Source organism: Pseudomonas marincola (assembly GCF_900682675.2).
GTDB classification, from domain to species: Bacteria; Pseudomonadota; Gammaproteobacteria; order Pseudomonadales; family Pseudomonadaceae; genus Aquipseudomonas; species Aquipseudomonas marincola.
The window spans coordinates 934,077-954,979 of record NZ_LR215729.2; the positions used below are offsets into that span (position 1 = coordinate 934,077).

Annotated in this window: 20 protein-coding genes; 11 read left to right on the top strand and 9 right to left on the bottom strand. The window is 57.1% G+C overall.

Features of this window, described 5'->3' with window-relative positions:
• Positions 1-9 precede the first annotated feature (9 nt).
• From PMYSY11_RS04280 to PMYSY11_RS04300, 5 genes are read right to left on the bottom strand one after another with little or no spacing between them, the layout of a single operon-like run.
• Positions 10-1,062, bottom strand: a complete 1,053-nt coding sequence (locus PMYSY11_RS04280; RefSeq protein ID WP_150548400.1) for an AAA family ATPase — start codon at positions 1,060-1,062, stop codon at positions 10-12.
• A complete protein-coding gene (locus PMYSY11_RS04285) occupies positions 1,059-2,261 on the bottom strand; it encodes a DUF4350 domain-containing protein (RefSeq protein WP_150548401.1) in 1,203 nt (400 codons plus the stop codon). The genes PMYSY11_RS04280 and PMYSY11_RS04285 overlap by 4 nt, the downstream gene beginning before the upstream one ends.
• A complete protein-coding gene (locus PMYSY11_RS04290) occupies positions 2,258-3,898 on the bottom strand; it encodes a DUF4129 domain-containing protein (RefSeq protein WP_150548402.1) in 1,641 nt (546 codons plus the stop codon). Before PMYSY11_RS04290 ends, PMYSY11_RS04285 begins: the two co-directional genes overlap by 4 nt.
• Positions 3,885-4,865: a stage II sporulation protein M gene (locus PMYSY11_RS04295; protein WP_069902128.1), complete on the bottom strand. Its 981-nt coding sequence runs from the start codon at positions 4,863-4,865 to the stop codon at positions 3,885-3,887. The genes PMYSY11_RS04290 and PMYSY11_RS04295 overlap by 14 nt, the downstream gene beginning before the upstream one ends.
• A complete protein-coding gene (locus PMYSY11_RS04300) occupies positions 4,862-5,578 on the bottom strand; it encodes an RDD family protein (RefSeq protein ID WP_069902129.1) in 717 nt (238 codons plus the stop codon). Before PMYSY11_RS04300 ends, PMYSY11_RS04295 begins: the two co-directional genes overlap by 4 nt.
• Before the next feature lie 270 nt (positions 5,579-5,848).
• Between PMYSY11_RS04300 and sbcB the strand changes: the two genes are divergently transcribed.
• A complete protein-coding gene (gene sbcB, locus PMYSY11_RS04305; protein ID WP_150548403.1) occupies positions 5,849-7,279 on the top strand; it encodes an exodeoxyribonuclease I in 1,431 nt (476 codons plus the stop codon).
• A gap of 174 nt (positions 7,280-7,453) precedes the next feature.
• Here sbcB and mvaT read toward each other — a convergent pair whose 3' ends face one another.
• Positions 7,454-7,828, bottom strand: a complete 375-nt coding sequence (gene mvaT / locus PMYSY11_RS04310) for a histone-like nucleoid-structuring protein MvaT (protein ID WP_069902130.1) — start codon at positions 7,826-7,828, stop codon at positions 7,454-7,456.
• 366 nt (positions 7,829-8,194) lie between these two features.
• On the opposite strand from mvaT, the gene purU reads away from it, so the two are divergent.
• The 3 genes from purU (at position 8,195) to PMYSY11_RS04325 (ending at position 9,802) form a co-directional block, all read left to right on the top strand.
• Positions 8,195-9,046 carry a formyltetrahydrofolate deformylase gene (gene purU / locus PMYSY11_RS04315; protein WP_150548404.1) on the top strand — a complete coding sequence of 284 codons (852 nt, stop codon included), beginning with the start codon at positions 8,195-8,197 and terminating at the stop codon, positions 9,044-9,046.
• A gap of 47 nt (positions 9,047-9,093) precedes the next feature.
• Positions 9,094-9,519 carry a CBS domain-containing protein gene (locus PMYSY11_RS04320; RefSeq protein WP_069902132.1) on the top strand — a complete coding sequence of 142 codons (426 nt, stop codon included), beginning with the start codon at positions 9,094-9,096 and terminating at the stop codon, positions 9,517-9,519.
• 91 nt (positions 9,520-9,610) lie between these two features.
• Positions 9,611-9,802 carry a hypothetical protein gene (locus tag PMYSY11_RS04325; RefSeq protein ID WP_150548405.1) on the top strand — a complete coding sequence of 64 codons (192 nt, stop codon included), beginning with the start codon at positions 9,611-9,613 and terminating at the stop codon, positions 9,800-9,802.
• 69 nt (positions 9,803-9,871) lie between these two features.
• Here the strand turns inward: PMYSY11_RS04325 and PMYSY11_RS04330 are convergent, their stop codons facing one another.
• Positions 9,872-11,749 carry a methyl-accepting chemotaxis protein gene (locus PMYSY11_RS04330; protein ID WP_150548406.1) on the bottom strand — a complete coding sequence of 626 codons (1,878 nt, stop codon included), beginning with the start codon at positions 11,747-11,749 and terminating at the stop codon, positions 9,872-9,874.
• A 125-nt stretch (positions 11,750-11,874) separates the two neighbouring features.
• On the opposite strand from PMYSY11_RS04330, the gene PMYSY11_RS04335 reads away from it, so the two are divergent.
• Complete coding sequence (locus PMYSY11_RS04335; protein ID WP_150548407.1) at positions 11,875-13,392, top strand: helicase HerA-like domain-containing protein; 1,518 nt, start codon at positions 11,875-11,877, stop codon at positions 13,390-13,392.
• A 52-nt stretch (positions 13,393-13,444) separates the two neighbouring features.
• Here PMYSY11_RS04335 and PMYSY11_RS04340 read toward each other — a convergent pair whose 3' ends face one another.
• Positions 13,445-13,654, bottom strand: a complete 210-nt coding sequence (locus PMYSY11_RS04340) for a hypothetical protein (RefSeq protein WP_090515096.1) — start codon at positions 13,652-13,654, stop codon at positions 13,445-13,447.
• Positions 13,655-14,171: 517 nt separating this feature from the next.
• Between PMYSY11_RS04340 and PMYSY11_RS04345 the strand changes: the two genes are divergently transcribed.
• Complete coding sequence (locus tag PMYSY11_RS04345; protein WP_069902136.1) at positions 14,172-14,924, top strand: FadR/GntR family transcriptional regulator; 753 nt, start codon at positions 14,172-14,174, stop codon at positions 14,922-14,924.
• A gap of 54 nt (positions 14,925-14,978) precedes the next feature.
• Here the strand turns inward: PMYSY11_RS04345 and PMYSY11_RS04350 are convergent, their stop codons facing one another.
• Positions 14,979-15,527: a tetratricopeptide repeat protein gene (locus tag PMYSY11_RS04350; protein ID WP_150548408.1), complete on the bottom strand. Its 549-nt coding sequence runs from the start codon at positions 15,525-15,527 to the stop codon at positions 14,979-14,981.
• Between the two features lie 220 nt (positions 15,528-15,747).
• Here PMYSY11_RS04350 and PMYSY11_RS04355 point away from each other — a divergent pair, with 220 nt between their 5' ends.
• The 5 genes from PMYSY11_RS04355 to dsbG all read left to right on the top strand — a co-directional run bounded on the left by PMYSY11_RS04355 (position 15,748) and on the right by dsbG (position 20,558).
• Positions 15,748-17,037, top strand: a complete 1,290-nt coding sequence (locus PMYSY11_RS04355; RefSeq protein WP_150548409.1) for an NAD(P)/FAD-dependent oxidoreductase — start codon at positions 15,748-15,750, stop codon at positions 17,035-17,037.
• A gap of 35 nt (positions 17,038-17,072) precedes the next feature.
• Positions 17,073-17,630, top strand: a complete 558-nt coding sequence (locus PMYSY11_RS04360) for a helix-turn-helix domain-containing protein (protein WP_150548410.1) — start codon at positions 17,073-17,075, stop codon at positions 17,628-17,630.
• A gap of 94 nt (positions 17,631-17,724) precedes the next feature.
• Positions 17,725-18,855 (top strand): M14 family metallopeptidase, encoded by a 1,131-nt coding sequence (locus PMYSY11_RS04365; protein WP_150548411.1) that lies wholly within the window; start codon positions 17,725-17,727, stop codon positions 18,853-18,855.
• A 117-nt stretch (positions 18,856-18,972) separates the two neighbouring features.
• Entirely contained in the window at positions 18,973-19,788 is an 816-nt protein-coding gene (locus tag PMYSY11_RS04370) for a TlpA disulfide reductase family protein (RefSeq protein WP_090515086.1), read from the top strand.
• A complete protein-coding gene (gene dsbG / locus PMYSY11_RS04375) occupies positions 19,785-20,558 on the top strand; it encodes a thiol:disulfide interchange protein DsbG (protein ID WP_150548412.1) in 774 nt (257 codons plus the stop codon). Before PMYSY11_RS04370 ends, dsbG begins: the two co-directional genes overlap by 4 nt.
• Positions 20,559-20,903 lie beyond the last annotated feature (345 nt).

Here is a 20,903-nt window from a genome sequence, read left to right on the forward strand (position 1 = left end):
CGTGATCTCTCACAAGCGCGGTGCCGGAACCTGATCAATCAATTGCTGCAGCACTTGATCAACCGACAGTCCTTCGATATCCAGCTCCGGTGATAAGCGCACGCGATGGCGCAAGACCGCCAGCGCACAGCCTTTTATGTCTTCCGGAAGCACGAACTCGCCGCTGCGCATCAAGGCGCGGGCGCGGGCGCAACGCACCAGTGCTATCGACGCACGCGGGCCGGCACCAATGCTCAGGCCCGGCCAACTGCGCGTTGCACGCGCCAGGCGCACGGCGTACTCAAGCACTTGCTCGTCGATAGGCAGGTCGCTGGCGATTTTCTGCAGCGCCATGACATCTTTGGCCTGCAACAAACTGCGCAGCTGGGTGACTTCGAGCATGTCGGCTTTGCTGGAACGGCTGACCTGACGAACCATGTTCAGCTCTTCGCTTTGCTCCGGATAGTCCATGCGTAACTTGAGCATGAAACGATCCAGCTCAGCTTCCGGCAGCGGGTAGGTGCCTTCCTGCTCAATCGGGTTTTGTGTCGCCAGCACCATGAAGGGCTGCGGTACACCGAGTGCACGGCCTTCGAGGGTGACTTGGCGCTCCTGCATTACCTCCAGCAGCGCGGCCTGAGTTTTGGCCGGTGCCCGGTTGATTTCGTCCGCCAACAGCAAGTTGGTGAATACCGGCCCTTTGCGCAGCTTGAACTGTTCGGTCTGCAGGTCATAAACCGCGTGGCCGGTGACATCACTCGGCATCAGATCCGGGGTGAACTGGATACGCGCAAAGTCGCCACCGAAGCAGCGGGCGAGCGCCCGTACCAGCAGGGTTTTACCAAGGCCGGGCACGCCTTCAATGAGAATGTGGCCACCGGCAATCAGCGCGGTGAGCACATCATCGATCACCAAGTTCTGGCCGATCAGCGCTTTTTTCAGCTCGGCGCGCAGCGCTTGCAGTAACTGGCTGGCGCGCTGGCGTTGCTGCGCTGCATTGTTCGCAGCAGTCGCTTGCGCGGGCTCGCCCGTGCTCACAGCTGGCGATTCGGGTGTTGGCTGATCCGGCGTTTGTTCGCTCATAGGGCATTCCTGAGAGTTTGCAGGTGGGCAACCTGACGGGTGAATTCACTGGCCGAGAGGCGTTCGTTTGGCAAAGGCCGCATGGCGCGACTAATCGCACTGGCGGGCATCCGGCTGAGGCGTCCGATAATGTGCCATTGCTGGGCCACATCGAGTTTGTCGAAGCCCGGATGACGACGGCGGGCGCGGCGCTGAATGTCGATCTGCAAGCCGCGCATCAAGGCTTTCTGGCCATTGTGGCGGACTATAAATTCGGCGCTTGCGCGCAGGTGTTCAAGCAGTTGCCGGCGGCTATGGCTGGCCGGTTGCCGGATCGGGCCCTGACGCATGCCGAGATGCCAGACTGCAGCAATAATCAGCAGCAACAGTGCGCCAATCGCCAGCCGGTAATGGCGCCAAAGTAGCGTTGCCAGGCTGTCGTGTTCGGCGCGATAGAGCATGGTCACGCGGCTGTCCTGAGTTAAATACCAAAGCAGCCAGGCGTTGTCGTATCGGTCGATCTTGTCGTTCTGCCAGATCCAGGCGTCGGTCATCACGGTCACCAGACCTTCGCCATAATACAGTTGCAGCAAATGCGTGCTGTCGGCGCTATTGGCCCAGGCGTAGGCCTGATTCTTGGGGTCGGCGAGGTGGAACTCGGTGTCGAAGCCGATGTAGGCCGGCGCTGTTTCGTTCTGCAGGTAGAGCTGGGTCAGCGTTGGATAATGATTCTTCTCAGTGTCGGCGGGGTGTTGGGCCGCAGCCGGTGAGTCCGCCTGTTCAGGTTCTGTTTCTGGCAGGTCAGCGCTCTCGTATTGCTCGATGCTCAGTGTGTCGAGAAGCAGGTCGCCACTTTTGCCCTGTTCCTTGTCCCACAGGCGCTCGGCCACCACGACCAGATGTCCGCCTTGTGCGGTCCATGCCAGCAGCCGATCGGTTTGCTGGGGCGTCATGTTGTACCGGGAGCCTAAAAGCAGCAGGGTTTGTCCACGGCTGGGTAAGGTTTTCAGGCGGGCCAAACTGTCGGCACGCTCAACAGCGATGCCTTGTTTGCGCAGGAAATGTTCGGCTGCCAAATACCGGTTGCTTCTGGCCTCAGGCGAGGGGCCATGCTTGATCACTTCTTCATACGGCTCGGCCCGCCCGAGCAAGTAACTGCCGAGAAAGCCGAGTGCAATCAGCAGCGCACCAATCAGTAGCAGTCCATTGCGTCTGCTCATGCGTGGCCCTCGCGCTCGAAGACCTGATCCCAGCCTGTGCACAGTTGCTGCTTGAGGCTGGCAGGCGGCAGGCGATGGCCATAAGCAAGGTTCTGCCAATGCTGAGTCAGCAGCTGGCTGAACTGATTAAGCGCAGGTTGTTCAAGCGTCTCGATACAGGCCAGTACTTCGCTTTCGGTGTGTGAAGTTTTCAGCGCCAGCGCGTGATCATGCAACAAGCGGCTGAGCATTGCCCGATAGAGCAGGCTGAGTGCCGCGCGCGGGTCTGTGTCCCAGAGACGCTGGGCTTCGGCGCTGATGTTGTCGGGCAAGCTTTGCGGGGTAACGGCAAGACCAAAAAGCTGCTCTTCAGGCTGGCGGCGTTGTTGCGGACGGGCGATTTTCAAGCGTTCGGAGAAGGTGCGTAGCCAATCCCGGTAACGCCAAATCAGGGTGACGATCAGGCCCGCCAGCGCGGCCCAGAGCAGAATCTCGAAAATCTGGTTGAGTACGCGCAGTGAGTCCCAGAACTCGGCCAGATTTTTATAACCTTTGATCAGTGTTTCCAGCCAGTCGGCGTTCTTGGCTTTATCCGACTCGTCGTTCGAGCTCAAGCGCCAGCCGGTAACCGTCTGGCGGTTCTCGAACGGCGGCTGATCCAACAGGTTGTGAATGCTTTCCTGCGCTTGCTTGCTGTTGAGTGGCTGCTTGCCAAGCCGTTCAGCATCAGGCCCCAACGGATCAACTTGGGGATGAGGGATGACTGTATCAGTTGTGGCAGCCATTGCTGTGGCACCCATTGGTGTGGCAGCCATCGCTGTGGCACCCGTGTCCGAAGCAGCCATTGCCTGAGTGGGCAACTGGCTTAGCAGCAGCGCACAGCCGAGCAGCAATGCGGTTGCCGCGCCGCTGACACGCTGGCGAATCTGGCGGAATACCAACTCGAGATCCCACGCCTCGATCACCGTGCGACGGTTGAGGTACAGGCTGAATCCGCAGGCCACATAAATCGGTTCCCAGATGATCAATACCAGCACATAAATCAGGTTCGACAGGTGCTCAAGCCAGAGCCAGTCGTGGCTGGTGGCTTCGAGCAAGTTCTGCCAGCTCCAGTCGGTTTCTATCTGGCCTGGCAACATGAGATAGAACAGGCTGATGCCGCCCAGATACAGCGCGGTTTCAATGTGCACGCCGACCAGCGTCAGCCAAGTAGCGGGGCGGGCATCACGCAGGCCCAGCACCGCAATTCGGTCGTTGCGGGCGCGTCCGGCAAGCCCTTCGAGTTGCTGCACCGGCATGTAGAAACTTCGGCGCATGCTTAGCCTGCGCCATGTCAGGCTGGCCAGCAGTTGCGGCATGATCAGGCGCGGATACTCGCGCAGGGCCGCCTTCAATGTCAGCGTCTCGCCAAATACGCTGCGTGAAATGATATGCAGCGGCAGGCGCTCATAGACCGGTTTAAGCCACCAGAAAATCAATACCGCCCAACCCGGCGAATCCCAGAACAGCAGGCATAGCACGGCAAAAACCGGCACGGTGATAATCGCCCAGCTGAGCATCAGCAGTGCGCTATGCTGGCGGGCCATCAGGGTGCCGAGGTCGAGCGCTTCCCATGCATTGCGCGGGCGGATGCTGACGCTGACATCACTCAGGCGCATGCGAACCTCGCCCGGCAAAAAGCAGATAAGCCAGAACCAGCAGCCACAACAGCGCGCCCACGGCATACTTGATGTGCGGGCTGGCGAACGTCATGGACGACCAATAGGCCTCGATAAAAGCCGCCAGCAGCAGGAATACGATTACGCCGCCAATCAGCCGCACGCTGTCTTTGCCGGCAATTTTCAGCGCTTCCGCGCGAGGCAAGCGGCCAGGTGCCAGAAGCGCCCAGCCAAGCTTTAAACCGGCGGCGCCTGCAAGCGCGATGGCCGTCAGTTCGAAGGCGCCATGGCCGACGACGAAGGACAAGAATGTCTCGCTGTAGCCAATTTGCAGCAAATGCCCGGCAACAGCGCCAATCATCAAACCGTTGAACAGCAGGTAAAACAGGCTGCCAAGCCCCAGCAGCAGTCCGCTGGCGAAAGTCTGGAAGGCGATGCCGATGTTATTCATGATGTAAAAACCGAACATCATCCAGTCATCCCCCGAATCACGCTCGGCGAAACGGCCAAGACGATGCGCTTCGGGGTCGTACATTTTCTCCATGCTGGCGACTTGGTCAGGCTCCATCAGGCTGTAAACCAACTCGGGCACGTTATAAACCAGCAGTGCCATCAGCAGCAGGCTGCCGAAGAAGATTGCACTGGCTGCGGCGACAAAACGCCACTGTGCGCGGACCAGCCGCGGGAAGCCGCTGAGCAGGAATCCGATCAGTTGTGCACCAATCGGGCTGCGATGGCGATAGAACTGTTGATGACCACGCATCACCAGTTGTTGCAGGTGAGCGACCAGATAGTTGCTGTAGCCGCGGGCTTCGGCCAGTGAGAGCTGCTGGCATAGCCGTCGGTAGTTGGCGGCAAACTGCTGGCTGGCCTTATGGTCGGCTTTGCCGCGTTCGAGGCGGCCGAGCTCCTTGCTGAATGCTTGCCAGTCTTGCTGGTGCTGGTTTTCGAACTGGCTCTGTTTCATGTCGGCCCCATTAAGCCACGGGCAATGCCATGGATCTGCTTCTCGGCGTCCTCTGAACTGACCTTGAGGGGCTCGCTGAGAATCGCGGCAAGCTCCAGTCGCCGTTCTGCAGTGAGTTGCGCTGAGCGTTCGGCATAGCCAAGCAGCGCGCGTTGTTCGGCCAGGTTCAAGGCGAAGGGCGGGATGAGTATTTCGGCCTCGGGGATTTCGGGGGCAGCAAGTGGGATTTCGGCATACACCACCAGCGTACCGGCCGCGATATCGCCGAGACGTTTGAAGGCCGGGTGAGTCAGGCAACTGATAATGCCCAGCGTATAGGCGAATGGCAGCATGTCGACAAAACGCAGAAGATTACGCGTGAGCGAAGCAGCCCAGCCTACAGGCGTCCCGTCATCGTGAACGACCCGTAGCTTCATCAGTTGCTTGCCCGGTGAGCGGCCCTGGTTCAATACCTCGAACAACACCATGTACCACCAGGTCACCAGAAACAGCAGTATTGTCGCAAGGCCGGTGCCGAAGTCGCCCAGCAAACTAAGCAGCGAGTACAGCGCGGTCAGCAGTACGCCACGCACCACTAAATCGATGATGAATGCCAGGGCGCGAGGAATCAGCCCGGCCGGTCGCAGGATCAGGTCGATGCCTTCCGGAGTTTCCACGTGGTAGCGGGTATCCAGAGCGGGGGCAGGCGCGCGCGGGGCGGTATTAACGGGCATGGGTTGCTTGTGTGAGGTAAACCACGATGCTAGCCAGCTGCCGACGTGCGCGCAACAGGGTTGTGTCAGCGTATTTGCAGGGTTGATGTTGCCGTGACTGGCCTGTTGGCAGTTGCAATAAAACGCACGGGTGCATGGCTGACATCCTTGTGAATATGACCACAGACGCGCAGTGTGGCGTCTTGCAAGCCTGCTCACAAGCCTCGGCGGCTGGATAACGGTTGGCTTGGCGATGATAAACTGGCCGCGCACTCGCCAAAGGACAATCAAGTGACTTCGAGCATTTTCTGGTACGACTACGAAACCACAGGTATTGACCCACGCCGCGACAGGCCGCTTCAGGTCGCCGGGGTGCGCACCGATGAAAACCTCAATGAAATCGGCGAGCCGCTGAATATCTACTGCCAGCCAAGCGACGATATTCTGCCGCATCCGGCAGCTTGCCTGGTTACCGGTATAACCCCGGCGGTGCTGGCGGAGAAAGGCATGAGCGAGGCCGAGTTCATGACGCGAACGCATGCCGAGCTGTCTTTGCCCGGCACGTGCGGGGCGGGCTACAACAGCTTGCGTTTCGATGACGAGGTCACGCGTTACAGTCTTTACCGCAATTTCTTCGATCCCTATGCCCGCGAGTGGCAAGGCGGCAACAGCCGCTGGGACTTGATCGATATGGTGCGCACCGCCTATGCCCTGCGCCCAGAGGGAATCAACTGGCCGCAGGAGGAGGGCCGCGTCAGCCTCAAGCTGGAGCGGCTAACGGCGCAAAATGGCATCGATCATGGGCAGGCGCATGATGCACTGTCCGATGTGCGGGCAACAATTGCGCTCGCGCGGTTGCTGCGCGACAGCCAACCCAAACTTTATGACTATCTGTATAAGCTGCGCAGCAAACAGCGAGTGCTTGATCAGGTGCAACTTTTAAAACCCGTGGTGCATGTATCAGGGCGTTTTGGCGCTGCACAGCATTACTTGTCGGTTGTATTGCCGCTGGCCTGGCATCCGCGTAATCGCAATGCGTTAATTGTTTGTGATTTACGCAACGATCCGGCACCGCTGCTTAATGAAACGGCCGAAACACTGCGCGAGCGACTTTATACCCGCCGCGATCAACTCAGTGCAGAGCAATTGCCGGTGCCGCTCAAGCTTATACACATTAATCGTTGCCCGGTTCTGGCGCCTCTGGGTGTGTTGCGCGAGCAAGATATTCAGCGCGTGCAATTAGACATGTCAGTCTGTGAGGCGCGTACTGCGTTGCTCAGTGACAACCGCACGCAGTGGCAGGAAAAGTTAGCGCTTATATATAGCGAGGAGAATTTCACGGCGACCAGCGATCCGGAGCAGCAGTTGTATGACGGTTTTATTGGAGACCGTGACCGGCGATTGTCTGAACAGGTGCGTAATGCCGATCCGGCTCATTTAGGCCAACAACAATGGCCCTTCGATGATCAGCGGTTGCCTGAGTTGTTGTTCCGTTACCGCGCCCGAAATTTCCCGGACACGCTTAATGGCGAAGAATTGCAGCGTTGGCAACTATTCTGTCAGCAGCGTTTAACTGATCCCGAACAGGGCGCACCGAATACCCTGGCGGGTTTTAATGCAGCGGCAGACGAGTTGTCGTCTGGCGCCACTGCCGCTCAGTTAGAAGTGTTGAAGGCGTGGCGTGAATATGCGGCGCAGTTGCAGGCTAAATTGGCGCTGTAGGGCTCTGGCGCGGCCTTTATCCTTAATTATAATAAGGTTATAAGGCAATGCAGGATTGTTATAACAATCTGCCAGCTGCGATGTACTTATTTAGCGGCCATAAAAAACGCCAGCAAGGCTGGCGTTAATTTATTGCATCCGCTTTGAATCGGAATGCAGGGCTGTTCGCGAGGCTTAGCCCAGCAGGGTAGCCCAGCTCTCGACAACGTCGGAGCCCCACTTGGCTTTCCACTCTTTCAGCGTTTTGTGGTTGCCACCTTTGGTTTCGATGACGTCACCGGTGTTCGGGTTTTTGTATTGCTTAACTTTACGAGCGCGCTTGGTCGTAGTGGTTTTAGCGCCGCGCTGCAGTTTGCCGACTTTAGCTTCCGGGTCGAGCAGGGCGATAATGTCACGCAGGGACTTGGAGTATTCGCCCATCAGGGTGCGCAATTTGCCTTCGAACTCGAGTTCCTTCTTCAGCTTGTCGTCTTGCGACATGTTCTTAAGGCGCTCTTGCAATTCTTTGATGGCTTCTTCTGTAGCGCGGTATTCGTTGATCAGCGACATGGGCTTACCTTGATAAGTAATGTGTAAGACAGCGGAGTATTAGTAATGATAGTCAGGCACTTTTCACAAGTAAACCTGTTTGTTTAAATATTCTTGGCTAAACTGAATTAAAGCTTAATTCACACTTATAAATTACTGATTTTGCATATTCAGGCGAGTTGCTTATTGCCTTGCAATGCCGCTACAGCTTTCAACAGGTTTAGTTCGGTTGGTCTTCGCAGGCTGTTTTCGACTAAATATTACAGCGCCGAGAAATATTCACTGTCGTGCGGCTGCAAGGCTGTTTAGCGCAGGGGCCTGATGAATACTGCAGTTTTTCCCGAGAGTGGCTAAAATGGCCGACTTTGCCCAGCTCTGGAGTATTTCATGCGCACTTTTCGCCTCGTCATTGCTTGCCCGGACAGGGTGGGGATCGTGGCCAAGGTCAGTAACTTTCTTGCGACCTATAACGGTTGGATAACTGAGGCTAGCCATCACTCGGATAACCAGACCGGCTGGTTCTTCATGCGCCATGAAATTCGTGCCGACTCGTTGCCTTTCGATCTCGACGGCTTTCGTCAGGCTTTTGCGCCAATCGGGCGCGAGTTCTCGATGGAGTGGCGGGTTACCGACTCCGAGCAAAAGAAGCGCGTGGTCTTGATGGCCAGTCGCGAGTCGCATTGCCTCGCAGACTTGCTGCACCGCTGGCACAGCAACGAGTTGGATTGTGAGATTCCGTGCGTGATCTCCAACCACAACGACCTGCGCAGCATGGTTGAGTGGCACGGCATCCCGTTTTTCCATGTGCCGGTTGATCCGCAGAATAAACAGCCGGCCTTCGATCAGGTTGCGCAGCTGGTTGCAGAGCACCAGGCGGATGTCATCGTGCTGGCGCGTTATATGCAAATTCTGCCGCCACAACTGTGCAGCGACTATGCTCAGCGTGTGATCAACATTCATCACAGCTTCCTGCCATCGTTCGTCGGCGCCAAGCCATACCATCAGGCCTCGATGCGTGGCGTTAAGCTGATCGGCGCGACCTCGCACTATGTAACCGAGGAACTCGATGCCGGGCCGATCATCGAACAGGATGTGGTGCGTGTCAGCCATCGCGACAGCATCGAAGAGATGGTTCGCCTCGGCAAGGATGTTGAAAAAATGGTGCTTTCACGTGGTTTGCGCTACCACTTGGAAGATCGCGTTCTGGTTCACGACAACAAGACGGTAGTGTTCAACTAACTGTTCTGTCGTGCGCCGCCAAGGACGCCCGACAGAGGAGTCAGGCTATGTTGAAGTCAATCAAGGTGCGCGATTACATGACGCGCCATTTGGTGACCTTTCGTGCTGAAACGGATCTGTTCACCGCGATCAACCGTCTGCTTGAGCATCGCATTGCCGGCGCTCCGGTGGTCGATGCCAGCGGGCACCTGATCGGCATGTTGTCCGAGGGGGACTGCCTGCGGGCGATTCTCTCGGGCGCCTACTACGAGTCGATTGGTGGCACGGTAGGCGATCAGATGACGCGTGAGGTTGAAACGGTCTCGCCCGAGGTCGACGTTATCACTGTCTCCCAGCAGTTTCTCGAAGGGCGGCTGGGACGTTTGCCGGTCATTGCCGATGGCCGGCTGGTCGGCCAGATCAGCCGCAGCGACGTGCTGCGAGCAGTCAAAGAGTTTGCCCAGCACGAGCAGGGCACGGAATCTGTCGATTAGTTAGGGTGAGCGAACTGGAACTGTCGGCTACGTGTGCCAGTCTGCATACATAGCCATGGACATTTCGGCATGGCATCGCCGAGGGCAAACTATGAACGATCCATTTGAGAAAGCGGTATCCGTTGCACCTAAGACATTAGGCCAGGGATGCCTGAGCCGTTACGACATAGACGAGTTGAGCGCAGAGGACGGCGCCGATTTCAGTCAGGCCAAAGAACTGCTGGGCGAGTTGCATGCGCAGGCCGGGCAACCCGCGCATCCGGCTCCCGAAAAAAGTCGCTAAGCCAGCGTAGTAATACCGCAATAAAAAGGGCGCCTTATTGGCGCCCTTGTCTTTACTCGCGTAAATACCTCAGATACGGAAGCTGTCGACCATGCTCTTCAAGCGGGTGGCCTGACTTTCCAGCTCACTGCACGCGCGCAACGTGGCCTGCAGGTTCTCGACGCCTTCCTGATTCAAGGTGTTGATTTCGGTGATGTCCATGTTCAGCGACTCGATGACCGATGTTTGCTCCTCGGTGGCGGTCGCAACGGACTGGTTCATGCCGTCAATGTCGCCGATTCGCAGCGTGACTGCGCCCAGACGCTGGCCTGCCTGATTGGCGATCACCACGCTTTCTTCGCTGTAACGCTGGCTTTCGGTCATGGTTAGCACCGATTCGCGCGAGCCGACTTGCAGCTCCTCAATCATGCCTTCGATTTCCTGAGCCGACTCCTGAGTGCGATGCGCCAGGTTACGTACCTCGTCGGCGACCACGGCAAAGCCGCGACCGGCTTCACCGGCGCGGGCTGCTTCGATGGCAGCGTTGAGCGCGAGCAGGTTGGTCTGCTGCGAAATGCTTTTGATCACCTCGAGAATCTGGCCGATGTTTACCGTTTTGCTGTTCAGCGCTTCGATATTGGTGCAAGAGGCGCTGATCTTGCTGGACAGATCATTCATCGCGGCGATGGTTTTCTCCACCACCTGACGGCCGTCTTCTGCTTGGCCGCGTGCATCCGAGGCCTGAGTTGAAGCATCCGCTGCGTTGCGGGCAATTTCTTGCGCGGCTGCGCCCAGCTCGTTGATAGCGGCGGCAACACTGTGCGTGCGATTACTCTGCTCATCGGAGTTGAGCATCGAGGAGTTCGAAGCACTCACAACCAACTTGGCCACTTCATTGACCTTGCTGGTGGCGGATGACACTTCACGGATCGAGCTGTGGATACGCTCGACGAACTGGTTGAAGGCGGTGGCCAGTTGGGCGAACTCGTCGTTGGATTCGATTTTCAGACGCTGCGTCAGGTCACCTTCACCCTTGGCGATGTCCTGCATGGTGCTGGCCATGGTATTCAGCGGGCGCATCAGTACTTTGATCAGCATGCTCAGCAGCAAAATGATCGCCACCACCGCAATCAGCGTGGCGATGATTGCGGATTGGCGGAACTCGCTGAGCATTGCATAGGCTTTGTCCTTGTCGATCGACAGGCCCAGATACCATTTAACGGACGGCAAACCAGTCACCGGAGTGAAGCTGAAAATGCGCGTTACGCCATCAAGGCTGGCTTCGCTGAAGTCCGCGTTGATCGCTGGCGTGTTGCTGGGGTACATCTCGCGCAGCGTCTGGTTGACCCGGCTTTTGTCAGGGTGAACCAGAATTTTGCCATCGGCGTTGACCAGAAAGGCGTAGCCGATGCCGCCCAAATCCAGGGAATTGATCAGGTCGACCAGCACCGACATGTTCAGATCGCCACCAACTACGCCGCGGTTCAAGGCAGGCGTAGCAATCGTGATGATCATGCCGCCGGTTGCCGCATCAATGTAGGGCTCGGTGAGCGTGGTGCCGCCAGCTGCCTGAGCGTCCATAAACCAGGGCCGGGTGCGCGGGTCGTAACCGTCGGGCATCTTGTCGTCGGGGCGCATGGTGAATGCGCCGTCATTGCCACCCAAATAGGTGAAGTCGAAGGTTGAAGTCAGTGCCTTTTGCTCAAGGCGATTGACCAGCGCCTCCTGACCCGAGTCAGTGCTGACCGATTGCGCGACGCTTTCCACCATCAGAATGCGGCCCGACAACCAGTTCTGGATATTGCTCGACGTGACCGCACCCATCTCGCGCAGATAGCTATGCAGGTCCTTGCGGATAGCATTGCGCTGCAAATAATCGTTATAAAGGGTGAACATCGTGAAGGTCGCGATGACCACCAGCGAGGCTGCGATGAGGATTTTGTGGCTGAACTTTAAGTTTTTAGTCATGGTTTCTTGCATCGGTTAGGTTCTGGAACCAGTCTTTAACAAGAATCGTGAAAGTCTGGCCTCGTCAGGCATATGCAGCTATTTCGGCATGCGCATGACAAAGCTTTAACTCAGAGGACGAATGGATGCCTGCAGCAGAGCAATTTGTATTTGGCGCCGATTTGAAGGGCGAGCCCGTTGGCCAGGCATTGCGTCTCGCCAACCGTCACGGCTTGATCGCCGGCGCGACCGGAACCGGTAAAACCGTGACGTTGCAGCGTCTGGTCGAGTGTTTCAGTGACGCCGGCGTGGCGGTCTTCGCGGCGGATATAAAGGGTGACTTGTGCGGCCTTGGCGCCGCTGGAAATCCCAGCGGCAAGATCGCCGAGCGGATTGCCAGCATGCCTTGGCTTAATCACTCCCCGCAGGCTTACCCTGTTACGTTATGGGATGTCGATGGTAAGAGCGGCCACCCGCTACGCACCACGCTGAGCGAAATGGGGCCTTTGCTGTTGGGCTCGCTGCTTGAGTTGACGGACAGCCAGCAGGCTTCGCTCTATGCAGCCTTTAAAGTGGCTGATCGCGAAGGCTTGTTGCTGCTGGACATCAAAGACCTGAAAGCCTTGCTGGCGCACCTCAAAGACAATCCCGAAGTTCTGGGGCAGGACGGTGCGCTGTTTACCAACACCTCTTCGCAGGCGTTATTGCGCCGGTTGTCGGCGTTGGAGCAGCAGGGCGCCGAAGCGCTATTTGGTGAGCCGGCACTGCAACTCGAAGATATTCTGCAGAGCACTGCCGATGGCAAGGGGCGTGTGCACCTGATGGACGCCAGCCGTCTGGTGCATGAAGCGCCCAAGGTCTATGCCACTTTTCTGTTGTGGTTGCTGGCCGAGCTATTTGAGCAGTTGCCTGAACGCGGCGATGCCGACAAGCCAGTGCTCGCGCTGTTTTTTGACGAAGCGCATCTGCTGTTTGCCGACACGCCCAAGGCGCTGCAAGAACGGCTCGAACAGGTCGTGCGGCTGATTCGCTCGAAAGGTGTTGGCGTCTACTTTGTCACTCAGTCTCCGGCGGACTTGCCCGATGATGTGCTCGCCCAGTTGGGCTTGCGCATTCAGCATGGCTTGCGTGCTTTCACGGCCAAGGAGCAGAAGTCGCTCCGTGCGGTGGCAGACGGTTTCAGGCCCAACCCCGATTTCGACACGCTCGGTGTGCTGACCGAACTGGGTATCGGTGAAGCGCTGGTGAGCACCATGGAAGAGAAGGGCACCCCGGCGATGGTCCGGCGAGTGGCAATTGCGCCGCCGCAGTCGCGAGTCGGGCCGCTGAATGAGGGCGAGCGTGCTGCGCTGATCACCCAGTCGCCGCTGCTCGGTCGCTACGATAAGCCGATTGATCGTGAGTCTGCCTACGAAATTCTCACCCAGCGGGCGAGTGAGGCCAAGGTGCAAGAGCCAGAACCTGGCGCTACTGCTGAGAAATCTGCGGCGCCAGGCAAGGGCGAGAAAGCCGAAAAGGGCTTTGCCGATGTGGCGTCTGAATTGTTGGATGGTTTTGCCAGCCAGGCCATGAAGACGGCCGTTCGCCAAGCCGCCAACCAGTTTGGTCGCGAATTGGTGCGGGGCTTTATGGGCTCTTTACTGGGAACCAGGAAAAAGCGCTGATCGCAGTCGCCCAGTCAGAGAATCAAAAGCTCTGACTGGGCGGCGTGAGTTATCAGGGTTTGGCGGCTTCTTTGCTTTGTAGATCTTTCTCGATTTTCTCCAGCTCTTTTTCAAAAGCTTCATCGAGTAAGTTGGACTTTTTCCGCCATGGCTTGCGTTCAGGGTCTGGCTGAGCTGCGTAGGTTGTAACTTCCCCGCCGTATACGTCCTTGTAACGCTTCGCCTGGCGCTCGAGTTCAGCGCGCAGTTCGTCTTTCGTCACGTGATATTCCAATTGTCTGTTAATAATGAAGTGCAGCAATGCTTAGCCGTGTGCATAGCTGCTAATTTCGTGGCAGTTGAAACTGCTCTGATGGTTCTACAGGTTAAATATTAACGAAGTGTGATCCAGTCGGAACACCGGCTAAGTGTTGGACTGAGTATTGCTGATAGCTATTGGCTAGCTTTTATTATTATCGTACCTGCAGCAGAAAAGTCTAGCGTTTGGGGCTATTTCCTCTGCTGAAGCACTCCGTTGAGTTCGGCAAATGACTCGTTGATCAGGCGTAATAGTTTGCTTTTCAAGGCGTCTGCGTCTTCCTCACAGCTGAACAGCAACCCGTTGTTGCCTGTAACAGAATATGTTCAAACAAGAGAACGGGACACATTAACGGCACAAAGCGATGAACGAGTCGGCAAGAGTCATCATACCCTACATTCGGTTGGCCAAAATGGCTTTCATCGTACAACTGTCCCGTTATGATTTAACTTCAGTAGTCCGGACCTAGAGAACCTTTGACATGGAACGTCAGAAAATGCTCCCACGCCCACACCGCAAGTACCGCAGCCTGGCCCAGGAACTGGTCGCAGGCTTATCCCAACAAATTCGCGACGGCGAGATAAAACGCGGCGATAAATTACCCACCGAAGCAGTATTGATGGATGAAAATGGCGTAAGCCGTACTGTTGTTCGCGAAGCATTGTCGCGAATGCAGGCAAACGGCCTGGTCGAAACTTGTCATGGTGTTGGTACTTTCGTACTTAATACACCCAGCCCAAGCGGACTGAGAATTGATCCTGCCACTATTGTCAGTTTGCGCGATATGTTGGCCGTACTTGAATTGCGCAATGGCCTCGAAGTCGACTCGGCAGGATTAGCCGCACAACGACGAAACAAGCAACAATTAGAAGATATTCGTGATGCGCTGGATAACTTCAAAAAAAGCGCGAACCAGACCAGCGGAATTCAGGCGTCTGACTTCCAGTTTCACATGCGTATTTGTGAGGCAACTGGGAATAATTACTTCATCGACATCATGCAGCATATTGGTGCGTGTGTGATTCCACGGCTGCAACTTTATTCGGAAGACTTTCAGTTGCATGATCTGAAACTTTCGCTGATCAGCGAATATGATCAAGTTTACGATGCGATTATGCGCCAGGACGCTGAAGCGGCCAAAGCGGCCATGCGTTTGCACTTGATTAACAGCCGAACCCGCTTGCAGAAAGCTTTTGAGTCGAATGCAGAAATCAAGGCTGCAGAAACTGCCTGAGCTTGGCCGGTGATGCAATAACGCCGTGCTCTGAGCACGGCGTTATTGTTGGCCTCAGGGCAGTTTCTTCAGGGTTTCACAACTTTCGCTGTAGCGTGAGTTGCAGGCGCTCTGAAACAGCGCTTTAGCTTGTGTTGGGTCACGCGGGACGCCAAAGTCGCCTTTAAGGTACAGCGTGCCGAGGATGTGTTGCGCCATCGGATTGTTGGCGGCTGCCGACTGATTCAGGTACTTGAGCATCTCTTTCTGGTTGGCCATTGCCGGGTCATCGCGGCCGGTGTAGAGGTAAGCCAGACTTACCGCCGCCATCGACAGACCTTTGTCGGCTGCCTGCTTCCACCAATATTCGGCCTGTTTCAAATCCTTCACCGGCTTGCCGACAAAGTAGCTGCTGCCCAGCTGGAACTGGCTGTTGATGTCGCCCTGTTTGGCGCGCATTTGCAGCTGCTCGTATTCGTTCATCTGCTGCGTTGCCGGTGCGTCGCCAGTGGTTGGGGTTTCTGGCGTTTGCGGCTGGTCGCCTTTGCTGCTGCAGCCAGCAACGATCAACAGTGCGGCCACAAGGCCGGCCAGTTTGGCCAGAGGGCCAGTTGCGTATTTCATGTTCTTCCCCTTTCAGCGAGTGAGCGCGACCCGCGAGATGTGAGTGCTGTGTTAATGCGCGTTGAAGTCAATGAGCATTGGCCGGTTTACAGCGCGCAGGCCATGAATCTACAGACACTGTAACTGGCAATAAGTTGGTCGAAGGCGATAGAACTTGGGTTGATGAAATTTATTGTGTATTTTTTCATGAAAATAACGACATAAAATTTCATGGTGGCCCATGTTCAAGCAATCAGCCCAGCATATCCGCAGCTACTACAGCGCCACTTATCCACAGTCCATTACGCTGCGTCCCAGCCTTGAAGGCGAAGTGCGGGTGGATGTGGTGATTGTAGGCGGCGGCTTCAGCGGTTTGCACAGTGCATTGCGGCTGGCGCTGGCGGGCAAGTGTGTTGCATTGCTTGAGGCCAGTCGCCTGGCTTGGGCTGCCTCGGGTCGCAATGGCGGGCAAGCGCTGCTGGGTTGGTCATGTGATATGCCACCACTTGAGGCGGCGCTGGGGCTGGAGCGTTCGCTGCGGTTGTGGCAAAGCATGTGCTGGGCCGCCGAGGAGCTGCGCGAACTGCCTGCCCGTCATGGTTTTTCAGTGGACTATCAGCAGGGCAGTTTGTGGGCGGCGGTGCAACCGCGGCGGGTGTCACTGCTCGAAGATGCGCTGCACGAGGCTCAAGACAAATATGCCTACCAGAGCCTGCAACTGATCCGTCGTGATGAGTTGGCAGAATGGATTGGCAGCTCGCGCTATCAGGCAGCGCTGTATGACGCCCAAGGCGCTCATCTGAATCCGCTAAAGCTGGCGCAAGGTCTGGCTGGTGCAATCGAGCAGGCTGGCGGGCAGATTTTCGAGCAAAGCCAGGTACTTGATTACCAGCAGGGTCCAACAGGTTACAGCGTGCGTACCGACAAGGGCCGGGTTGAGGCCGATGTTATGGTGCTGGCGTGCAATGCGTACATCGACCGGTTGGACCGCAATCTGTCGCGTCGGGTGCTGCCAGTTGGCTCTTATCAAGTCACCACGTCGCCGCTCGATGAGGCGCTTGCGCACTCGCTGCTGCCACGTAATAACTGTGTGATAGATAATCAGTTTGTGCCGGACTACTTTCGCCTGACGCCGGATAATCGCCTGCTGTTCGGGGGCGGCTGCACCTACCTCGGCGGGATTCCCAAGGATGTCGCCGCGGCTACGCGACCTTATCTGCAGCGGGTATTTCCACAGTTGCAAGGCGTTGAGATCGACTATGCGTGGGGCGGGCATATTGACTGCACGCTCAAGCGCACGCCGGACATCGGCCGGGAGGGGCAGCGCTATTGGCTGCAGGGTTTCTCCGGCCACGGCATTTTGCCGACGCTGGCGGGCGCACGCGCAGTGACCGACGCGATTTTAGGCAACGATGAATTACTGACGCTGTATCAGTCGCTGGATAACCCGGCGTTTCCGGGCGGTGGTTTTCTGGCTGCGCCCATCGAAGCGGCTGGCAAGGCGTGGTATCGCCTGCGTGATTTCTTTTGAATTTGACGGGCGGCATTGAGGCCGGGAGGGCAGTGATGGATCAGCTGAATAAGACCGAAGAATTGGCGAAGCTGATTCGCGACCTGCGCAAACACAAGAACCTGACGATTGGCCAACTGGCTGCGAAAATTAATCGCTCGCTCGGCTTTGTCTCGCAAATAGAGCGTGGCCTTTCGCGCCCGACCGTGGCCGACCTCACGGCGATCAGCGAGGCGCTGGGCGTGCCCACCACGTACTTCTACAGCCCGGGCAAACCCCGGGAATTGAGCTGGGTGACCAGACCGGATGAGCGGCGCACGCTGTATTACGCCGACGGCGTGACCGATGTTCTGGTCTCACCCTCAATCTCGGCAGGGTTCTCGATGCTTGAGAGCTTTCTTCAGCCGGGTGCCAGCAGTGGCGCCGAACACCTTGATGACAGTTCCGAGCAAGGCGGCTTCGTGTTGGAGGGCGAACTGAGCATCTGGCACAACGACAGCGCCCAGCCGGTGATTTTAAAACCCGGCGACAGCTTCCAATTGCCGGCGCACAGCCGGTTTCGCTACGCCAATCAGACAGACTCAGTAACCCGCGTGCTCTGGGTGTTCCGCTAGGTGGCGAGTATTGTCCGCGAGTGGGGTATATTTTAACCCTCTACGACTTACGCACGGTGCTGCTTGTCATCGTGGCCGATCATCCGGGGGCAGTATGCAAATCAGTTGTAATTTCGACAGCGGCAACATTGAGGTGATCAACGCCAGCAATCCGCAAGATGTGCAGCTGGCTATCCGCAAGGACCTCAATAGCTATCATTACCAATGGTTTCACTTCAAGGTCGAAGCGTTGCAGGTTGGCCTGGCGCATACATTCAACCTGACCAACGCCGGTGGCTCGGCTTATCCCCATGCATGGGATGGCTATGACGCCGTTGCCTCGTACGATCATATCAACTGGTTTCGGGTGCCCAGCCGGTTTGAGGGCGGCGCACTGAAATTCGAGCTGACGCCTGCTCAGCCGCAGGTCTGGTTTGCTTATTTCGAACCGTACAGCCGCGAGCGTCATGCCGCCCTTGTGTGCAAAGCGCTCGAGTTGCCGGGCGTTGAGCTTTGCGCCACGGGCCGCAGTATTGAGGGTCGCAATATCGAACTGTTGCGGGTCAGCCGCAATCCGCAGGCGCAGCGTTCGATCTGGATCATAGCCCAGCAGCATCCCGGCGAGCATATGGCCGAGTGGTTTATGCAGGGCATTATCGAGCGTCTGGGGCAGCGTGATGATGAAGTGCTTAATCAGCTGTTCGACCAGGCCAATTTGTATCTGGTGCCGAACATGAATCCCGATGGCGCCTTTCGCGGGCATTTGCGCACCAACGCCGCCGGCACAGACCTCAATCGCGCCTGGCAATCGGCGAGCACCGAGAAAAGCCCCGAGGTGTTATTTGTGCAGCAGCACATGCGCAATATTGGCGTGGATATGTTTCTGGATATTCACGGCGATGAAGAAATCCCTCATGTGTTCACGGCGGGCTGCGAGGGCAATCCGGGCTACACCCCGCGCCTTGCTGAGCTGGAGAGCACCTTTCGCCAGCGCCTGATCGAGTGCGGGGCGGAGTTCCAAACTGTGCACGGTTATCCGCTCGACGAACCGGGCAAAGCCAACACCACATTGGCTTGTAACGCGGTGGGACTGGCTTATGACTGCCTGTCGTTCACTATTGAGATGCCGTTCAAGGATCACCTCGACTCGCTCGATCCGCAGACCGGTTGGAATGGCAAGCGCTCCATGCAGTTGGGTAAAGACGTGCTGACTGTTGCGGCGTCGATGGTCGGGCAGTTGCGCTAGCCGCAAAGCTGCGGCGTTGCGGGAACCAATGCAGGTTATGCGGTTCTGAAGTGCTCAACTCGCCATTGTGCAGTTGCTGAGCCATTCGAAACTGCCGGTTGATCAAAAGGGAATTCAATGTTGAGTGTGAGTCTCGGGCCACTGACGTTAAGCGTGGCTCACTTGTTGATACTCGGCAGCCTGTTGCTGGCAGTTGTGATTGGCTGGTGGGTTGGGCGCAGCAGTGGCAGTAATCCAGAGAGCCAGCTGTTCAGCATCCTGCTTGTCGGATTATTGGTGGCGCGACTGGCATTTGTGTTGCGCTATTTGCCGTTGTTCGCCGATGACCCGTGGGGCGTGCTGGATATTCGCGACGGCGGATTCATCGTCGAGCCTGGCGCTTTGGCGGCGTTGGCATTTGGTGTGTGGATACTTTGGCGCAAGCCGAAACTGCGTAAACCGCTGGGCATCGGCATGAGCGTCGGTGTGTTGGTGTGGGCGATGGGCAGCATGATGCTCAGTGCATTCGAGCAGGGCACGCGGATGCCCGAAGTCGCTTTGCGTGATGCCTCGGGCGCGCCTGTGCAGCTACAGGATTACGTCGGCAAGCCGGTGGTGATCAATCTATGGGCGACCTGGTGTCCGCCGTGTCGGCGCGAAATGCCAGTGCTGGCTGAGGCACAGGCGGCGAATCCTGAGATCACCTTCCTGTTCGTCAATCAGGGCGAAGGCGCTGAGGAAATTCAGCGCTTTCTCGCGCATAGCAAGCTAGAACTAAATAACGTACTACTCGACAGCGGTGGTCGGCTGGGCCAAAGGGTTGGCTCGATGTCATTGCCTACTACCCTGTTTTACAGCGCGCAAGGACGCCAGCTTGGCAGTCACCTTGGAGAACTCTCCAAGGCGAGCCTGACCCAGGCATTGGAACATTTTGATAAGGACGTACAACCATGAATAACGCACTCACCCTCGCCAAATCGCTGGCCGCGATTGGCATTTTTACCCTCGGCGCCGGGGCTCTGCACGCCGAAGAGTTGCCCGCGGCAATCAAGGCGGTCGAGGCGCGTGGCGCTGAAGTTGTCGGGCGCTTCGATGCACCGGACGGCTTGCAGGGCTATGCCGCCAAGTACAACGGTCAGGGCCTGGCGTTGTACCTGACTAAAGACGGCAAGCACGTACTGCTCGGCACCCTGCTCGACGAGAACGGCCAGGACCTTAGCCAGGCGCCTCTGGAAGAGCTGGTCTACGAGCCGCTGGGCAAAGAGATGTGGGCGCGCATGGAGAAGAGCGAGTGGATTGCCGATGGCAAAGACTCGGCGCCGCGCATTATTTATATGTTCAGCGATGCCAATTGCCCGTACTGCAATATGTTCTGGAAACAGGCGCGGCCGTGGGTCGAGTCGGGCAAGGTGCAGTTACGGCACATTATGGTCGGCGTTATTCATGAAGACAGCGAAGCCAAGGCCGCGACGCTGCTGACCTCCAAATCGCCGACAGAGGCGCTCAACCAGCACGAGAGTGCAGGCAAAGCCAGCACCCTGCAGGCGATGGAGAATATCCCAGCCGATATCAAGAAGCAGCTAGATGCCAATCTGGCGCTGATGGACGAAATGGGTGGCCAGGCCACGCCGGCGATTTTCTATCTCGATGACAAAGGCCGTCTGCAACAACAGCAAGGCGCCCCACGCCCCGATGCCCTGCAAAAAATCATGGGTCCCGAATAAACCCAACGGTTTTTGTGATCGCGACCATGGATTCAGACGCAACATGAAAACCAAATTGGTGTGATTTTCGATGCGGAGGATGGAACCCCCAACGGGGTTTCCGTCATCGCGGTGGTGCGCCTGGCGCGGTTTGGCTATTGAATCGTGCGAACCCCGCCAATCAACAACTCAACCGCGTAATACCGTTAGGCCGTCATGATGGAAGCCGCTGCGCGGATTCCATCCTCCAGCATGGAGAAGCTCACAACGGTGTGTTTTTTGATGCCGGAGGATGGAACCCCCAACGGGGTTTCCGTCATGGCGATGTTGCGCCTGGCGCGGTGTGGCTATTGAATCGTGCGAACC